This is a genomic window from Candidatus Pantoea persica (assembly GCF_013753875.1).
In the GTDB taxonomy this organism is placed as follows: domain Bacteria; phylum Pseudomonadota; class Gammaproteobacteria; order Enterobacterales; family Enterobacteriaceae; genus Pantoea; species Pantoea persica.
The window spans coordinates 136,657-153,423 of the sequence record NZ_SMDS01000022.1; the positions used below are offsets into that span (position 1 = coordinate 136,657).

Genomic DNA, 16,767 nt, shown 5'->3' on the forward strand with positions numbered 1-16,767 from the left:
TGCACAGAAAGAAAAAGGATCAAGGCTTGATGGTGCGCATGATCAGGTTTTGCAGCGAGATCAGCGTTTCGGTGGACTGTATTTCATCGATGGTCTGGATCTTATTGATCAGCACCTGCTGCAGTGCATCGATGGATCGGTTCATCACCTTGATAAAGATGCTGTAGTGGCCGGTGGTGTACCAAGCTTCCACCACTTCATCCAGCGCCTCCAGCTTGCTGAGCGCGGCCGGGTAGTCGCGCGCGCTTTTCAGGATAATGCCGATAAAGCAGTAGACGTCGAACCCCAGCTGGCGCGGGTCGATCTCAACCCGCGTGCCGAGAATAATGCCCGCCTGCTTCATTTTTTCCACGCGCACATGGATGGTGCCCAGGCTGACGTTAAGCTGCTTCGCCAGCTCGGCATAGGTGCGGGCGTTCTCCAGCAGCACATTGAGGATCTCGCGATCCAGGTTGTCCAGTTGCAGTGATTCGGCTATATCATCCTCGGGTCAGCTCTTCTTGTTTTGAACAGAGGTGAATGTGCAGCAAAACGGGGCGGCAGGCAATCTCCGGCAGCGGCGTTTGCCGCTGCCGTTGGGCTTAACGCTTACGCCACAGCGTGACCTGGGCCAGCGTGTGTTGATACTTGCGCGCCGTCTCGCAAATCACGAAGGGCAGATCCTGCTGCGCGCCGATCGGCTCAAATTCCGCCACCAGCAGACGCTGCAACGCCTGCAGCGTAGTGAGCGCTTCGCCGTTTTCGCGCACGCCGCCCAGCCAGTTCTCTTTCGGCGTAAATTCCTCCAGCCAGATATAGGGTGAGGAGAGCAGCAGCAGCCCGCCGGAAAGAATCATTGGCGCGATATCCTGCAGGAAGCGCTGCGGCTGGCGCAGCCAGTCAATCAGGTTGGCGGCCAGCACCAGATCGTACTGGGCGGGCTGCGGTTTCAGATTGCAGGCGTCGCCCTGGACGAACTGGATGTGCTGCGCCAGGTCGGCGCCCAAACCGATATCCTTATGGCGCGCCAGAGAGTGGGGCAGCGCCACCAGTGACTCGGCGTAGTTCGCGACGCCGAAATAGCGCGGGCCGTACTGGAAGTCGAGATACTGCAACACCATGCTGTCGGTTTCGTGAGGAGACGACGTAGCGGAAGCCCGCATGCTGGAAAAGCGACGACTTCAGCGCTTCGTTGCCGGTGGAGATCCAGCTGCCACCTTTGATCAGCGCGTGTTTGCCGTCGAAGGTCGGCGTGGAGAAGTCGTCGTAGAGCGGATGGACGCGGAACCCTTCGAAGCCGTTGGTCGGCGTCGTCGTCCACTGCCAGACGTTGACCACGATGTTGAAAAAGTCACTCTGGGTTAATGGGTTAAGCGGTCAACGGCGCAGGAGGAGGCCCAGTACGCCAGATTGATGTTGCCCGTCGCCTGCTGCCACGTGGGCTGATCGCCGTCGACCTGCTCGCGCAGCTGCATCCATTCGGCCTCGCACGGTAGCTGCACGGACGCGCCGGTTTGCTGCGCTTTCCAGCGGCAGAACGCGGCCGCCTCCAGCTGATTGACCTCCGCCGGCCAGTCCCAGGGCATCGCGACCTCTTCGGTCATCAGGCGCAGCTTCAGCGCCTCGGGGCGCTGGGGATCGCCCAGCTAGAAGGTCGGCATTTGCGCCTCGGCGAAGCTGCGCCAGCCTCAGCCTTCGTCATCCCAGTAGCGGTGCTGCTGATAGCCGCCCGCCGCGACGAATTCAAAGAATTCGGCGTTGCTGACCAGCATCTTGCTGGCTTTGAAGGGCTTAAGCTCGGTGGTCTGGCTGCCATATTCATTGTCTCAGCCGTAGGTGTCGTCGCTTTTGCCCTGGGTGACGCCGCCGCCGGGCATCGCGATCAGGCTGTTGGCGGGCACACTGTCGCGCGCGTGGCGCGCCTGCGAGTAAACCGGCCACTGCGGCTGCGGTTTGACCCATTCAATCGGCAGCTGACGCATCAGCATGCTGGAGGTTTCCGGATGGATGCGCTCATGCTCGATACCCATAATGATCACCCAGGCCGGACTTTCCCAGTCGATGGGCAGCGTCAGCGGCATCGCCTGAATAAAGTGCGTCACCAGGCTTTTCACCTTGCCGCGGTAGTCGCGTACTTCCTCTACGCTAGGCCAGGCGTAGTGACTGTCGTCGAGATCGTCCCAGCTCATCTCATCCATGCCGATCGCCATCATCGCCTCGATGCAATCGTCGACGAGACAGTCGAGCAGGCTCTCATACAGTTCCCAGGTTTGCGTAAAATAGGCCAGCAGTTCGGCGCGTTTCTCTGCGACGCTACTGCCGGAAAGGCGTACCGTGCGGGTCGGCGCCGGTAAATCGTGATGTTGTTGTGCGGTGGTCACAGTGACTCCGTTAGCTGAATAAACACAGCGAGTCATTCACTATAGCAAATCAGGATTGCTGCCCCGTGACTAACGGCGCCACCGGCGGCGCAGGCGACTTTTCATGCCGGTATCGAAGCACCAGATATGATCGAAGATGTGCAGAATACCGTGCTTGCCGTGCCCCGACATCGCCACGGCGTGAAAGCGCTGCTGCTGTTGCTGCTGGCGCAGCTTCACCGTGCTCACGATCTCGTCCGGCAGGCGCTGGGCGATAAAGTCCGACACCACCACGGCGTCAGCGTCCTGCCACAGCGCACCCTCCATGCGTTTGACCACCGCCGACAGACAGGCGGCGAGGTCGGTGCCGCCGCGAAAGCGCTGGCTGAGAAAGCGGATCGCCTGCTCCAGTCCGTCGTCACCGGTGAGTTCGTAGTCGATAACCTCATGAGCGAACAGCATAATGTAGCAGCGGCGGCGGTCAGCTAGCGCCACCTTCAGCAGCGCTAGGCAGAACGCTTTGGCGCAGCGTTCGTTAAAGCCGCCCATCGAACCGGAGGTGTCGGCGCAGACGATAAAGGGGCCGCGCGGCTGCTCTTCGTGCTGCTGGTGGCTGACCGGGCGCAGCGTCACCTTTTCATGCCAGGCGTCGCCCTGCAGTTTGTAAGTCAGCAGACGCTTCTCTACCAGGCGGCGATAAAACTCCAGTTCCAGGTCGCCGATGCTGATGGTCGCCAGCTCCGGCGGCAGCAGGCGCAGTACGTCGTCGCTCTGGTGATGCCGCTGACCTCTTCCGGCACCGCGTTCGGCTCGCGCACCAGCTGGTGGAACGTCTCCAGCGGCGCCTCCTGCGACGGCACCGACTTCGCCTCGCGGCTGCGACCCAGCTGCTGCGCCAGCGCCATCAGCTCCGGCTGCTGCTGTAAAAAGTCGCCGTACTCCAGCATCAGCTAATAGTCGCCGTGCTGCAGCGGCGCTTTGCTCATGTCCCACAAACGGCCGGCGGCCGCCTCGTTGACATCGCTCAGCATCGGCGCCAGCTGGCCGCTCAGCGCCATCCGCTGCTGCAGCTCTGCCATCAGCCGCTCGCGCTGCTGCTCCAGCAGCTGCTCGTTGAGCGTCAAGGTTTGCAGCGTCAGGCTGAGCCGCCAGTGCTGCAGGAAAAGCGTATGCTGCGCGCCGCTGAGTGCGTGGGCGTCGGTGTGCTGCAGCAGCCGATGGGCTTCGTCGATAAAAGGCGAGGGAAGCTGCGCCAGCGATGTCAGAATTTCAGGCAGCCGCTGGCTGAAGTCGCGGTGGCCGAGCAACTGCACGCGCTGGAACAGCTCAAACTCGCTGGCCAGCGTCGCCGACACCGGCGTCGCTTTCAGCTCGGCGTTGGTCTCCGCTTTCCAGCGCGGCACGTCGCGCAGCATCGCCTGCTTCAGACCAAGGAATTTCTCGAAAAAGATCGCCAGCTGCGGCGAGGCGAGCAGTGCGAGGATCAGCTCCTCGCTCAGTTCGGCTTCGCCGATGGAGAGCAGTGTGCTGAGCGTCTCCAGTGAGATTATTTACGCGCCTGTTTCAGTTGTTCGGCAACGTCCTTCAGGCTGGTTTCGATGCGCGCCAGCCAGTCGTCGCTAATAAACAGGCAGCGCTGGTGCTGGCTGAACAGATGGCGCTGAGCACGCAGCTAGTTGTCCAGCTCGTCCAGCGCCTCGCTGATCTCCGCGGGTAGCTCGCTGTGCGCCGCACCGCCGGGCAGCGTCAGGCGCACCGTTTGCAGGCTGACGTCGCGCAGCGCCAGGCAGTGCTGCGCATCCACCAGCAGATCGAGGCTTTGGGCGAAGCCAATGCCGTTGAGCTTGCCGTGGATATCGCCGCCCTTCAGCAGCCACTGCTCCAGCGCGTCGCGCGCGATAAGCCAGGTGCGTGACCTGCATATCGTGCAGCGTCAGCGGCTGCTGCAGCATCAGGGTCAGCTGCTCGTTAGCCAGGCTGGCGGGCTAGTCGTCATGCGGCTTGCGGCTGAACATGCCGCTGTGTTTTTCCAGCACGATGCCCTGCGCCACGCTGTGCTGCTGCTGCAGCGCCAGGCGGCGCGTTTTGATCTGCTGCAGTTTGAGCAGCAGCGTCTGCTGCTGCCAGGCCTGCTGCGTCATCAGCTGATCGATAGCGCGCTCCAGCACCTGCATCGACGCGAGTCGTGCCACAGGCAATCCTTCAGCAAGATCAGATCGAATAGGCGTTGGCCTGCAGCAGGTGAATGGCTTTTTTCCAGCGGCGCTCGGATATGTAGGGCGCATCCGGCAGGGTATCTAGACGCTGGTGCAGCTGATAGATCAGCTCAAAGACGTTGTCTGGCAGCGTGACCTGGGTGATGCCCTGCAGCCAATGGTGATACTCCTCATCGCTGATGCGCAGCGACTCCGCGACTGGGTTGGCGTTCTCATCCTGCTGATGGGTCAGCATGCTGCGGAAGTTCTGCTTTTTATGCACGTTGTCGAGCCACAGGCGGATCAGCATGCGGTCGTAGAGTGCTTCCAGTCCGCTGTCCTCCTCCGGCAGTTCGTTCGAGGCGGTGACCAGCAGGCGCATCGGGATTTTCTTTTCGCTGTCGCCGTTGCGGAAGCGCCGCTCGTTGATGGCTGTCAGCAGGATATTGAGGATGGCGGGGCCCGCTTTCCAGATCTCATCCAGAAACACTATTTCCGCGTCCGGCAAATAGCCTTTGGTCAGGCGCTGATAGCGCCCCTCATCTTTCAGATGCCTGAATCGACAGCGGACCGAAAACCTCTTCCGGCGTCGAGAAGCGCGTTATCAGGTATTCAAACGCGAGGGCGTGCTGAAACGCATATTTCAGACTGCGGGCTATCAGGCTCTTGGCAATGCCCTGCGGGCCAAGCAGAAACACGCTTTCGCCGCTCAGTGCCGCCAGCAGACACAGGCGAATTGCATCGTGGCGTTCATACAGGCCTTTCTCAAGCGCGTTGCTGAGGCGAGAAATTCTTTCCGCCAAAAGATGGGGTTGAGCCATAATCACTTCACTGTCCTTCTGATTCTGCTGCCGTTGTAAGGTGGCAGGCGCACTACTCTACTGATTATGATGCGTGAAAGCGTTGATTGCCGTCCGCTTTTTTGTGTCACAAAATTCAATTATCGCACAATGCCGCTGCGGCTTGTCATATCGCATGATAAATCGGCAAAGGACAAACCCGCAGCGAAGGCAGGGATAGGTTTTTGGGGAAACAAGTGCATACTGTGCGCTTTTTGATGGCAAGAGCTATGGGGTTTGCGCCTCTCGGCTCTAACAAAAGATAATTCTATGAGCTCGGATAATAAGCAATCACTTGGTGCGTTAACGCTGGCCGCGATTGGCGTGGTGTATGGCGATATCGGGACCAGCCCGCTCTATACCCTGCGCGAATGCCTCTCCGACCAGTTCGGTTTCGGCGTGGAGCGCGCAGCTGTGTTCGGTTTTCTCTCGCTGATTTTCTGGCTGCTGGTGCTGGTGGTGTCGCTGAAATATATCAGCTACGTCATGCGCGCGGACAATGCCGGCGAAGGGGGCATCCTGACGCTGATGTCGCTGGCGGGACGCAACACAGGCGGCCGGGCGACGGCGATACTGGTCATTATGGGACTTCTTGGCGGCAGCTTCTTCTACAGCGAGGTGGTGATTACCCCGGCCATCTCCGTGATGTCGGCGATTGAAGGCCTGGAAATCGCCGCGCCGTCGCTCGATCCCTATATCGTTCCGCTCTCTATCGCGGTGCTGACGCTGCTATTTGTGATCCAGAAACACGGCACCGGCATCGTCGGCAAATTTTTCGCGCCGGTAATGCTGGTGTGGTTTCTGACGCTGGCGGTGCTGGGCGTCTCCGGCATTATGAAAAACCCTGACGTGCTGCAGGCGCTGAATCCTGCCCATGCGGTGGGTTTCTTCATGCACTATAAAACCATCTCCTTTTTTGCGCTCGGCGCGGTGGTGCTGGCGATTACCGGCGTGGAAGCGCTGTATGCGGATATGGGACACTTCGGCAAGCTGCCGATTCGCATCGCCTGGTTTATCGTGGTGCTGCCGTCGCTGGTGCTTAACTACTTCGGCCTTCGGCCAGGGCGCGCTGCTGCTCAGCGATCCGCAAGCGATTAAGAACCCTTTCTTTCTGCTGGCGCCCGACTGGGCGCTGGTGCCGCTGCTGATCCTCGCCACCCTGGCGACGGTTATCGCCTCGCAGGCGGTGATTTCCGGCGTCTTCTCCCTGACGCGTCAGGCGGTGCGTCTGGGCTATCTGCTAGGCATGCGCATTATTCACACCTCCGAGATGGAGTCGGGACAGATTTACGTGCCGATTATCAACTGGGTGCTCTATTTTGCGGTGCTGATCGTGATTATTAGCTTCGAGCACTCCAGCAACCTGGCGGCGGCCTACGGCATCGCCGTGACCGGCACTATGGTGCTGACGTCGATTCTCTCCTGCACCGTCGCCGTGAAGAACTGGCACTGGAACCGGGTGGTGGTCGGCCTGATCCTGACGCTGTTTCTCTGCATCGACGTGCCGCTCTTCTCCGCCAACCTGATCAAGCTCTTCTCCGGCGGCTGGCTGCCAATCTGTCTGGGTCTGGTAATGTTCCTGATTATGACCACCTGGAAGAGCGAGCGCTTTCGTCTGCTGCGCCGTATGCATGAGCACGGCAATTCGCTGGAGGCGATGATCGCCTCGCTGGAGAAGTCGCCGCCGGTGCGCGTGCTGGGCACTGCCGTTTATATGTCGCGCGCGCTGAACGTGATCCCGTTTGCCCTGCTGCACAACCTGAAGCACAACAAGGTGCTGCACGAGCGCGTGGTGTTTCTGACGCTGCGCACCGAAGATGCGCCTTACGTGCATAACGTGCGCCGCGTCGCCATCGAGCAGCTGTCGCCCACCTTCTGGCGCGTGGTGGCCAGCTACGGCTGGCGCGAAACGCCTAACGTAGAGGAGATTTTCCTCCGCTGCAGGCTGGAAGGGCTGAACTGCCGCATGATGGAAACCTCGTTCTTTATGTCGCACGAGTCGCTGATTATGGGCAAACGCCCCTGGTGTCTAAGCCTGCGCGGCAAGCTCTTCCTCGCGCTGCAACGCAACGCCCTGCGCGCGCCGGATCAGTTCGAGATCCCGCCGAACCGCGTTATCGAGCTGGGCACCCAGGTCGAGATCTGACGCCTACCAGCGCAGGGCGACGCAGAGTCCGCCGCCCTACCCGCTGGCTGAAGCTAAGCTGTATGCCGTGCAGCTGCGCGACGTCGCGCACAATCGACAAGCCCAGCCAGATACCGTTTTTCTCCTGTCCCGGCGGCTGCCAGAAGCGCTCGCCCAGCCGCTGCATCTCCGCCTCGCTCAGCCCGGCGCCGTTATCCAGCAGGTTGCGCGCCAGCAGCAGCTGCGTGTCGAACAGCTCGTTGACGGTGTCGTGCGTCTGTAGCCAGGCGCTCAGGCTGGCGCTGCCCTAGCAGAAGCCGAGCAGCAGCACGAAGCCAAGGCGCAGAAACAAACTCATTCCGCCTCTCCCAGCGTATAACCGACGCCGTGCACGGTGCGAATAAAGGCGCTGCCGAGTTTTTTGCGCAGATGATGAATATGTACTTCTACCGTGTTGCTGGAGACATCCGCATACCAGCTGTAGAGCTTCTCTTCCAGCTGGCTGCGCGTCAGCACCCGGCCAGGATTGCGCAGAAAGAGTTCCAGCAGCGCCAGCTCGCGGCTTTTCAACAGCAGCGCTTCGCCATCCAGCGTGACGCTGTGGCTGGCAGGCTGCATCACCAGTTTGCCGTGGCGTAGCTCAGGCTGCAGCTGGCCGTGTCGGCGACGGATTAGCGCCTGCAGGCGCGCGCCACCTCGGTCAGGGCGAAAGGTTTGCAGAGATAGTCGTCCGCGCCGAGCTGCAGCCCTTCAATACGCTGATCGAGGGCGTCGCGCGCCGTCAGGATCAGCACTGGCACGTCCGCGCCCTGCTGCCGCCAGTCGCGCAGAATCTCCAGCCCGTCGCGCTGCGGTAGCGAAAGGTCGAGAATAACGGCATCCCAGGGAGCAGCGTGCAGCGCGGTATAGCCCTCCTCGCCGGAGATAAACCAGTCGACGCTGAAGCCAAGCTTGCCGAGTCCAGCCTTGATGCCGTCGCCAATCAGGCGATCGTCCTCGATCAGTAAGATGCGCATATACTCTCCTGTGTCCGAGAAAGCTTTATACGAAGCAGAACGGCGCTTGTACAGGCGATATCGCGACTTTTCGCCTGTTTTTGTCGGTTAAGATCCTGTCAAGAAGTCCCTGCTTTAGACGTAGCAAACATACATTCATGGAAATAAGGTAGATAGATGAAAAAGCAAGCCGCACTTTTAGCCATCTTGGCGCTGACGACCGCTCCGGTTTTCGCCGCTACGCAAGGTGGATTTGTCGACACGAATGCGCCTGCGACTCAGGCGAAACAGGGAGGTTTTAAAAACGATCAGAGCTGCGTCGTCACTGTTAAACAGGCGGAAGAGATGAAGGACGACAGCTGGATTACGTTGCGCGGTCAGCTGAAGAAGCAGATCGGCGATGAAAATTATCTGTTCCGCGACGCCACTGGCACGATGGAAGGTAGAGATCGACCACAAGCGCTGGGAAGGTTTGACTGTGACGCCGAAAGATCGCGTTGAGCTGACGGGCGAGCTGGACAAGGATTTCAACAGTATCGAGCTTGACGTCAAACAGGTGCGCAAAGCGCCGTAATCTTCCTTGTGACGAGCCGCTTCAGCGGCCCGTTTGGGCACCAAAGCCAAATTCCCGCCCGCGAAAGCGAAACGTTTCGATAGCGATCACACTTCTCATATTCCCCCGTTGAGTTACCTGCGCCTTTTCATACACCGCGGCGAGAGAAACGTTTCGCTCTGGAGCAAAAAATGAAAAAAGGTCGCCTGTTAAACGCTGAACTCTCTTACGTGATTGCCCGCCTGGGCTGGGCCATACCGATACGCTGACTATTGCCGATGCCGGCTTGCCCATTCTGGCAGGTCCGCAGCGCATCGATCTGGCGTTGACGCCGGGCACGCCCGCTTTTATGCAGGTGGAAAGCGCCCTGATGGCGGAAGATATCAAGCAGTACAATCTGCAGCTCCACAGCGAGCTTCTCGCCGTGCTCGAAGCCTTGCAACGGCACCAGGGAAACCGCATCACCGTGCACTACATCAGCCACGAACAGTTCAAACAACAGACCCAGCGTAGTCAGGCGGTCATTCGCAGCGGAGAGTGCTCTCCGTTTGCGAATGTCATCCTGAGCGCTAGCGGCACCTTCTGAGGCCGTTATGCAACCTTATACTGCACTACAGCTGCAGGGGATTGAAAAATCGTTTCCCGGCGTTAAGGCGTTAAAGAGCGTGTCGCTAGCTGTTTACCCGGGACGCTTCATGGCGCTGGTGGGCGAGAACGGCGCCATCAAGTCCACCATGATGAAAGTGCTGACCGGCATCTACAGCCGCGATGCCGGTTCGCTGCGCTGGCTCGGCGAAGAGACCACTTTCAGCGGCCCCAAAGAGTCGCAGGAAGCGGGAATCGGCATTATCCATCAGGAGCTGAACCTGATTCCGCAGCTGACCGTGGCGGAGAACATCTTCTTGGGTCGCGAATTCGTTAACCACTTTGGCCGCATCGACTGGAAACGGATGTACGCCGAGGCGGATGCGCTGCTGAAGCGCCTTAACCTGCGCTTTAACAGCCACCAGCTGGTGGGCGATCCATCGATCGGCGATCAGCAGATGTTGGAGATCGCCAAGGTGCTGAGCTTTAAGTCGCAGGTGATCATCATGGATGAGCCGACCGACGCGCTGACCGATACCGAAATCCTGTCGCTGTTTCGCGTGATCAACGAGCTGAAGGCGCAGGGCTGCGGCATTGTCTATATCTTTCACCGCATGAAAGAGATCGTTGAAATTTGCGATTACGTCACGGTGTTCCGCGACGGGCAGTTTATCGCCGAGCGTCCGGTGAAGGATCTCAGCAAAGAGAGCCTGATCGAAATGATGGTGGGGCGCAAGCTGGAAGATCAGTATCCGCGCCTCGATTAGGCGCCGGGCGAGGTGCGTCTGAAGGTTGAAAACCTCAGCGGACCAGGCGTGCACGACGTCAGCTTCTCGCTGCGCAAAGGCGAGATTCTCGGCGTGTCCGGGCTGATGAAGCTGCTCTACGGCGCGCTGCCGCTCAGCACAGGTCGTGTCCGGCTTGACGGACGGGAAATCACGGCGCGTGCGCCGCAGGACGGACTGGCCAGCGGCATCGTCTATATCTCCGAAGATCGCAAGCGCGACGGGCTGGTGCTGGGTATGTCGGTCAAAGAGAACATGTCGCTGACCGCGCTGCGCTACTTCAGCCGCGGCGGCGGCACGCTGAAGCACGCGGCGGAACAGCTGGCGGTGGGCAATTTCATCCGCCTGTTCAATATTAAAACGCCGTCGATGGATCAGGCGATCGGCCTGCTCTCCGGCGGCAACCAGCAAAAAGTGGCGATTGCGCACGGGCTGATGACGCGCCCCAACGTGCTGATCTTGAACGAACCGACGCGCGGCGTCGACGTCGGGGCGAAAAAAGAGATTTACCAGCTGATCAATCAGTTCAAGGCCGAAGGGCTGAGCATCATTCTGGTGTCATCGAAAATGCCGGAAGTGCTCGGCATCAGCGACCGTATTCTGGTGATGCATGAAGGCCGCTCAGGCGTCGAATTTACCCGTGAGTAGGCGGAATCGTTAATGGCAGCCGCCGTGGGCAAGCAACACAGCGAGGATTTAGTTGTATGAGTACCCAAACCTTACCGTCCAGCCGTCGCTGGTTCAGCAAAGCCTGGCTGATGGAGTCAAAAGTCGCTGATCGCGGTGGTCGCGAGCCAGAGTCCTAACTTCTTCACCGTGGCGAACCTGTTCAATATTCTGCAGCAGACCTCGGTCAACGCCATCATGGCGGTCGGCATGAAGCTGGTGATCCTCACGTCCGGCATCGAACTTTCGGTGGGATCGCTGCTGGCGCTGACGGGCGCGGTGGCCGCCTCGCTGGCAGGCATGGAGGTTAACGCGCTGGCGGCGGCGGGCGCGCTGGTGCTCGGCGCGGCAATCGGCGCCGTGACCGTCACTATCGTGGCGCGCGGCAAGGTACAGGCCTTTATCGCCACGCTGGTGATGATGCTGCTGCTGCGCGGCGTCACATGATGTATACCTACGGCAGCCCGATCAATACCGGCTTCAACGACAACGCCGATCTCTTCGGCTGGTTCGGCATCGGCCGTCCGCTAGGCATCCCGACGCCGGTGTGGCTGATGGCCATTGTTTTCCTGCTCGCCTGGTACATGCTGCACCACGCGCGCCTCGGCCGCTATATCTACGCGCTGGGCGGCACCGGCCTGGCGGGCGGCAAAGGGCGCATTATGGGCACGCTGATCCTCGGCTTCCTCAATAACGGCCTGAACCTGATGGGCGTCTCTTCCTACTACCAGATGATCGTGAAAGCGGTGGTCATCCTGCTGGCGGTGCTGGTAGATAACAAAAGTAGCAAATAACTCTTACCTTTACACAGGATGAAGTGATGAAAAAGTTGACTGCACTGGCCGTGATCCTTGGCGCAACGTTAAGCGCCAGCGCCGTGGCAAAATATACCATCGCACTGGTGGTCTCTACCCTGAACAACCCCTTCTTCGTCTCGCTGAAAGAGGGCACGCAGAAAGAGGCGGATAAGCTGGGCTATAACTTGGTAGTGCTCGATTCGCAGAACAACCCGGCAAAAGAGCTGGCGAACGTGCAGGATCTCACCATGCGCGGCGCCAAACTGCTTCTGATTAACCCCACCGACTCCGATGCGGTCGGCAATGCGGTGAGATGGCCAACCAGGCGAACATTCCAGTAATCACCCTAGACCGCGTGGCGGCGCAGGGCAAAGTGGTCAGTCACGTCGCCTCTGATAACCGTTTCGGCGGGAAAATGGCGGGCGACTATATCGCCAAACGTCTGGGCGACAGCGCGAAGATTATCGAACTGCAGGGTATTGCGGGCACCTCTGCGGCGCGCGAGCGCGGCGGAGGCTTCAAGCAGGACTCTGACACACATAAATTCCAGGTGCTGGCGAGCCAGCCGGCGGACTTCGATCGCACTAAAGGCCTGAACGTGATGCAGAACCTGCTGCAGGCGCATCCATACGTGCAGGCGGTGTTTGCGCAAAATGATGAAATGGCGCTCGGCGCGTTACGCGCGTTGCAAACCGCCGGGAAATCTGATGTCGTGGTAGTCGGCTTTGACGGCAACGCCGACAGCGTGACAGCGGTTGAAGGCGGCAAGCTGGCGGCAGCTGTCGCCCAGATGTGCCGGATAAAATCGGCATTATTGGCGTGGACACTACCGACAAAGTGCTGAAAGGTGAAAAAGTGCAGGCGATCAACCCGGTTGACCTGAAGCTAGTCACCAAATAACTCAAAGAAAAGCAAGGCAATGCGCCACCTTTAAACCGGTGGTGCACTCTTTCTGGATCACACCCTATGAGCAAAAGCGTAAAACTGGCCGTTCTCGGCAGCATCAATGCTAACCATATTCTTAACCTGGCTCACTTTCCCCGTCCCGGTGAAACGGTGATCGGGAAACAGTACATCATTGCGTTTGGCGGCAAAGGAGCTAACTAGGCAGTCGCCGCCGGCCGCGCCGGCGCAGATATCGCCTTTATTGCCTGTCTCGGCGACGATGCCATCGGCGAGCGTATCCGCGCGCAGCTGGCGCAGGACCGTATCGATACCACGCCGGTAGAAACCGTCGCTGATGAATCGACCGGCGTGGCGATGATTTTCGTTAACGGCGAAGGCGAGAACGCCATCGGCATTAGCGCGGGCGCCAATGCTGCACTGACGCCGGCGTGCGTGACGCTTTATCAGCAGGTGATTGCGGATGCCTCCGCGCTGCTGATGCAGCTGGAGTCGCCGCGGGAGAGCGTGCTGGCCGCGGCGAAAATCGCGCGCGCGAATCAGACGCAGGTCATCCTTAACCCGGCGCCGACGATGCAGCTGGATGATGAACTGCTGGCGCTGGTGGATATAATTACGCCGAATGAAACCGAAGCGGAAAGCCTGACCGGCATCGCCGTCACCTGTGACGAAGAGGCGCCGCGCGCTGCGGAAGCGCTGCACGCCAAAGGCATCGCCACCGTCCTGATTACGCTGGGTCGACGCGGCGTCTGGCTGAGCGAGCAGGGCAAGGGCCAGCTCATCTTCGGTTTTACGGTAAAAGCCGTGGATACCATCGCGGCGGGCGATACCTTTAACTGCGCCTTTATTACCGCCCGGCTGGAAGGCAAAAGCCTGTATTATGTGGTGTGTTTCGCTCATGCGGCGGCTGCCATCGCCGTTACGCGTCCGGGCGCGCAGCCCTCTGTGCCGTGGCGCGAAGAGATCGACGAATTTTTACTTCAGCAGGGCTTAAGCCTTGGCAACCATGAAAGATGTCGCCCGCATGGCGGGCGTCTCCACCTCCACCGTCTCGCACGTGATCAATAATAACCGCTTCGTCAGCGAAGCGGTGCGAGAGAAAGTCGACCGGGCGATCAGCGCTCTCAACTATGCCCCTTATGCGCTGGCGCGCAGCCTCAAGCTGAATTAGACGCACACGATCCGCATGCTGCTGACCGCCAGCAGCAACCCGTTTTTACGCCGAAGTCGTGCGCGGCGTGGAAGGGAGCTGTTACGAGCGCGGCTATAGCCTGATCCTCTGCAACACGGCGGACGACGAAGAGCGGATGAATCGCAGCCTGGAGACGCTGCTGCAAAAGCGCGTCGACGGACTGCTGATCATGTGTACCGAAAGCCATCTGCCGTCGGCGGCGATACTCAACCGCTATCCCTACAGTGATGATGGACTAGGCGCCGTTTGAAGGCTGCGGCGACATTATTCAGGACAATGCGCTGCTCGGCAGCGAAATGGCGACGCAGCATCTGATCGACTGCAGGACTATTACCACGCAATGGAGAAAAACGGTCTGGCGATCTCGCCGGGCTATGTCGTTAACAGCGACTTTGAATTTCAGGGCGGCTACAACGCGATGACCGCGCTGCTGGCACTGCATACGCCGCCGCAGGCGGTCTTTGCCAGCAACGATGCGATGGCGATCGGCGTCTATCATGCGCTTTTTCAGGCGGGGATGCGCATTCTGCAGGATATGGCGGTGATGGGCTACGACGATATCGAACTGGCGCGCTATTTGACGCCGCCTCTTTCCACGATTCACCAGCCGAAAGACGAGCTGGGCCAGCTGGCGATCGATACGCTTATTTATCGGCTGGGCGACCCCGACGGCAGCCAGCAAACGCTGGAGCTGACGCAGGTGCTGGTTGTGTGCGCGTCGACCTAAGCGGCTTTTTTCTTTTTATCGCGGTTGGTGATCAGATGACGACCGTCGCCGGGCCGCAGAAGCGCAAAGGTAAAGGCGGAAATCACCGTTACAGTCCCCATAGTCAGGAAGGTTGCATGGAACTGCGCGACGGTGTCGGCCTCCATCTCCTGATAAAAGCGCAGCACCGCCGCGCTCACGGCGACGCCAAAGCTGATCGACAGCTGCTGGGTAACGGCCAGCACGCTGTTGCCGCCGCTGGCGTTATCATCGTTCAGGTCGGCCAGCGTTATGGTGTTCATTGCGGTGAACTGCGTCGACATCGATATGCCGAGAATAAACAGCGGCAGCAGGAGCAGAATGATGCTTTCGGCAGGCGACTGCAGCGCAAAGCTGGCGATTAAGATGCCGATGATAATGGTGATCCCGACCAGCGTGCGGCGATAGCCAAGCAGGCGCAGCACCCGCGTCACCGTGGATTTCGCCAGAATAGAGCCGATTGCCGTCGGCACCATCATGCAGCCCGCCACGACCGCCGAGAAGCCGAAGCCCACCTGTAACATCAAAGGCATTAGAAAAGGAACACATCCGGTACCGAGGCGCGAGGCGATATTACCGATAACGCCGACTGAAAAGGTGCGGGTCTTAAACATCGGCAGGCCGATCAGCGGTGCAGGATGAAGGCGCGCATGCGCGATGATATAGAGAAGCAGCAGCAGTAGACCGGCAAGCAGCGCGCCGGCTGCCAGCCAAGCGGAGACGATGCGCTCGCCAAACAGCTCGATACCCACCGAGAGCAGCACCAGCCCCGCGCCGAAAAGCAGAAAGCCGAGAAAATCAAAGCGACGCTTAGGCAGGGTAACGTCCGGCATATATTTGCGCGCATAGAATACGCCGAGGATGCCGACGGGAATATTTATTAGGAAGATCCAGTGCCAGCTGGCATAGGTGACCAGAATGCCGCCGAGCAGTGGACCCAGTATCGGCCCGACCAGGCCTGGCATGGTGACAAAGTTCAGCACTGGCAACAGCTCGCTGCGCGGATAGGCGCGCAGCAACGCCAGGCGCGCCACCGGCATCATCATCGCCCCGCCAACGCCCTGGACGATACGCGACACCACCAGCATCGTCAGCGAGAGGGACAGGGCGCAGGCCAGCGAGCCGAGAGTAAAGATCGTGACCGCCAGGATAAAGACCTTCCGCGTGCCGAAGCTGTCGGCGAGCCAGCCGCTGACCGGTATTAACATGGCGACAGTTAGCGTATAGCTTATAACGGCGGACTGCATGGCCAGAGGGGAGCGTTCAAGACTGGTGGCGATAGCGGGAAGGGCCGTGTTAAGGATGGCGGCGTCCAGTGCCTGCATAAAAAACGCCATTGCGGCTATCCATGGCAGACCGTCCATACTGCGCGCGGATCGTATCATCGAAAATCCTTCTTATAATAGGTATCACTAGCTGGCAAGAGACCGAGGTAACAGCATAGCACCGGCATAAACGGACGTGATGGCTATTTTCCCGGTTAGCGCCGCCTTTTCGTATGGAATTTGGCCGTTAAGTACCTGCTTTTAACCCGCTTGCTTAAATAAGGCATGCGGAAAATTTTTTAAAAGAAATACTTGTCAGCCGGAAAGAACTCCCTATAACGCGCCTCCACTGACACGGCACAACGGCTTACGGAATGCGGTGTTCAGGAGGCTCAGGCAGCTGAGTCGCCGGAGAAAATCGCTGAAAAAAGTGGTTGACTCTGAGGGGAAAAAAGCGTAATATGCGCAGCCCGCGACGCTGAATAATAGCAGCATGCTCTTTAACAATTTATCAGACAATCTGTGTGGGCACTCGCAGGACAGATATCAATAAGTCCAAGGACTTTAAAAATATCAAGTCTCAAGAGTGAACACGTAATTCATTACGAAGTTTAATTCTTTGAGCATCAAACTTAAATTGAAGAGTTTGATCATGGCTCAGATTGAACGCTGGCGGCAGGCCTAACACATGCTGCATTTGAAACTAGCAGGCTTGAGTCTCGTAGAGGGGGGTAGAATTCCAGGTGTAGCGGTGAAATGCGTAGAGATCTGGAGGAATACCGG

2 protein-coding genes, 1 rRNA gene and 13 pseudogenes are annotated in these 16,767 nt (G+C 59.1%); 9 read left to right on the forward strand and 7 right to left on the reverse strand.

The genetic code is table 11. The features are described from left to right. Nucleotides 1–19 precede the first annotated feature (19 nt). The 4 genes and pseudogenes from asnC to ravA form a co-directional block, all read right to left on the reverse strand. Nucleotides 20–478 carry a transcriptional regulator AsnC gene (asnC, locus tag EIO60_RS15370; protein WP_258577322.1) on the reverse strand — a complete coding sequence of 153 codons (459 nt, stop codon included), beginning with the start codon at nucleotides 476–478 and terminating at the stop codon, nucleotides 20–22. 103 nt (nucleotides 479–581) lie between these two features. Further along, a pseudogene (gene ovoA, locus EIO60_RS15375) lies at nucleotides 582–2,360 on the reverse strand (5-histidylcysteine sulfoxide synthase). Between the two features lie 69 nt (nucleotides 2,361–2,429). Then, nucleotides 2,430–3,889, reverse strand: a pseudogene (gene viaA / locus EIO60_RS15380) (ATPase RavA stimulator ViaA). Then, nucleotides 3,886–5,355 (reverse strand): annotated as a pseudogene (gene ravA / locus EIO60_RS15385) (ATPase RavA). Before ravA ends, viaA begins: the two co-directional pseudogenes overlap by 4 nt. A 288-nt stretch (nucleotides 5,356–5,643) precedes the next feature. On the opposite strand from ravA, the pseudogene kup reads away from it, so the two are divergent. Beyond that, nucleotides 5,644–7,519 (forward strand): annotated as a pseudogene (kup, locus tag EIO60_RS15390) (low affinity potassium transporter Kup). Nucleotides 7,520–7,522: 3 nt separating this feature from the next. On the opposite strand, the pseudogene EIO60_RS15395 reads toward kup, so the two are convergent. Continuing rightward, nucleotides 7,523–7,718 (reverse strand): annotated as a pseudogene (locus EIO60_RS15395) (ATP-binding protein); the annotation flags it as partial. A 134-nt stretch (nucleotides 7,719–7,852) separates the two neighbouring features. Beyond that, nucleotides 7,853–8,514, reverse strand: a pseudogene (gene qseB, locus EIO60_RS15405) (quorum sensing response regulator transcription factor QseB). Nucleotides 8,515–8,670: 156 nt separating this feature from the next. Between qseB and EIO60_RS15410 the strand changes: the two are divergent. The 7 pseudogenes from EIO60_RS15410 (at nucleotide 8,671) to EIO60_RS15440 (ending at nucleotide 14,701) form a co-directional block, all read left to right on the forward strand. Continuing rightward, nucleotides 8,671–9,067 (forward strand): annotated as a pseudogene (locus EIO60_RS15410) (YgiW/YdeI family stress tolerance OB fold protein). A 170-nt stretch (nucleotides 9,068–9,237) separates the two neighbouring features. Next, a pseudogene (gene rbsD, locus EIO60_RS15415) lies at nucleotides 9,238–9,632 on the forward strand (D-ribose pyranase). 7 nt (nucleotides 9,633–9,639) lie between these two features. After that, nucleotides 9,640–11,061 (forward strand): annotated as a pseudogene (rbsA, locus tag EIO60_RS15420) (ribose ABC transporter ATP-binding protein RbsA); the annotation flags it as partial. Between the two features lie 59 nt (nucleotides 11,062–11,120). After that, a pseudogene (locus EIO60_RS15425) lies at nucleotides 11,121–11,876 on the forward strand (ABC transporter permease subunit). 26 nt (nucleotides 11,877–11,902) lie between these two features. Beyond that, nucleotides 11,903–12,779, forward strand: a pseudogene (gene rbsB, locus EIO60_RS15430) (ribose ABC transporter substrate-binding protein RbsB). Between the two features lie 66 nt (nucleotides 12,780–12,845). Then, nucleotides 12,846–13,772, forward strand: a pseudogene (gene rbsK, locus EIO60_RS15435) (ribokinase); the annotation flags it as partial. A gap of 7 nt (nucleotides 13,773–13,779) precedes the next feature. Continuing rightward, nucleotides 13,780–14,701 (forward strand): annotated as a pseudogene (locus EIO60_RS15440) (substrate-binding domain-containing protein). Here the strand turns inward: EIO60_RS15440 and mdtD are convergent. Beyond that, a complete protein-coding gene (mdtD, locus tag EIO60_RS15445; RefSeq protein ID WP_258577314.1) occupies nucleotides 14,698–16,104 on the reverse strand; it encodes a multidrug transporter subunit MdtD in 1,407 nt (468 codons plus the stop codon). The pseudogene EIO60_RS15440 and the gene mdtD overlap by 4 nt on opposite strands. A 514-nt stretch (nucleotides 16,105–16,618) precedes the next feature. Here mdtD and EIO60_RS15450 point away from each other — a divergent pair. Then, nucleotides 16,619–16,767: ribosomal RNA gene (locus EIO60_RS15450) — 16S ribosomal RNA — on the forward strand; the annotation flags it as partial.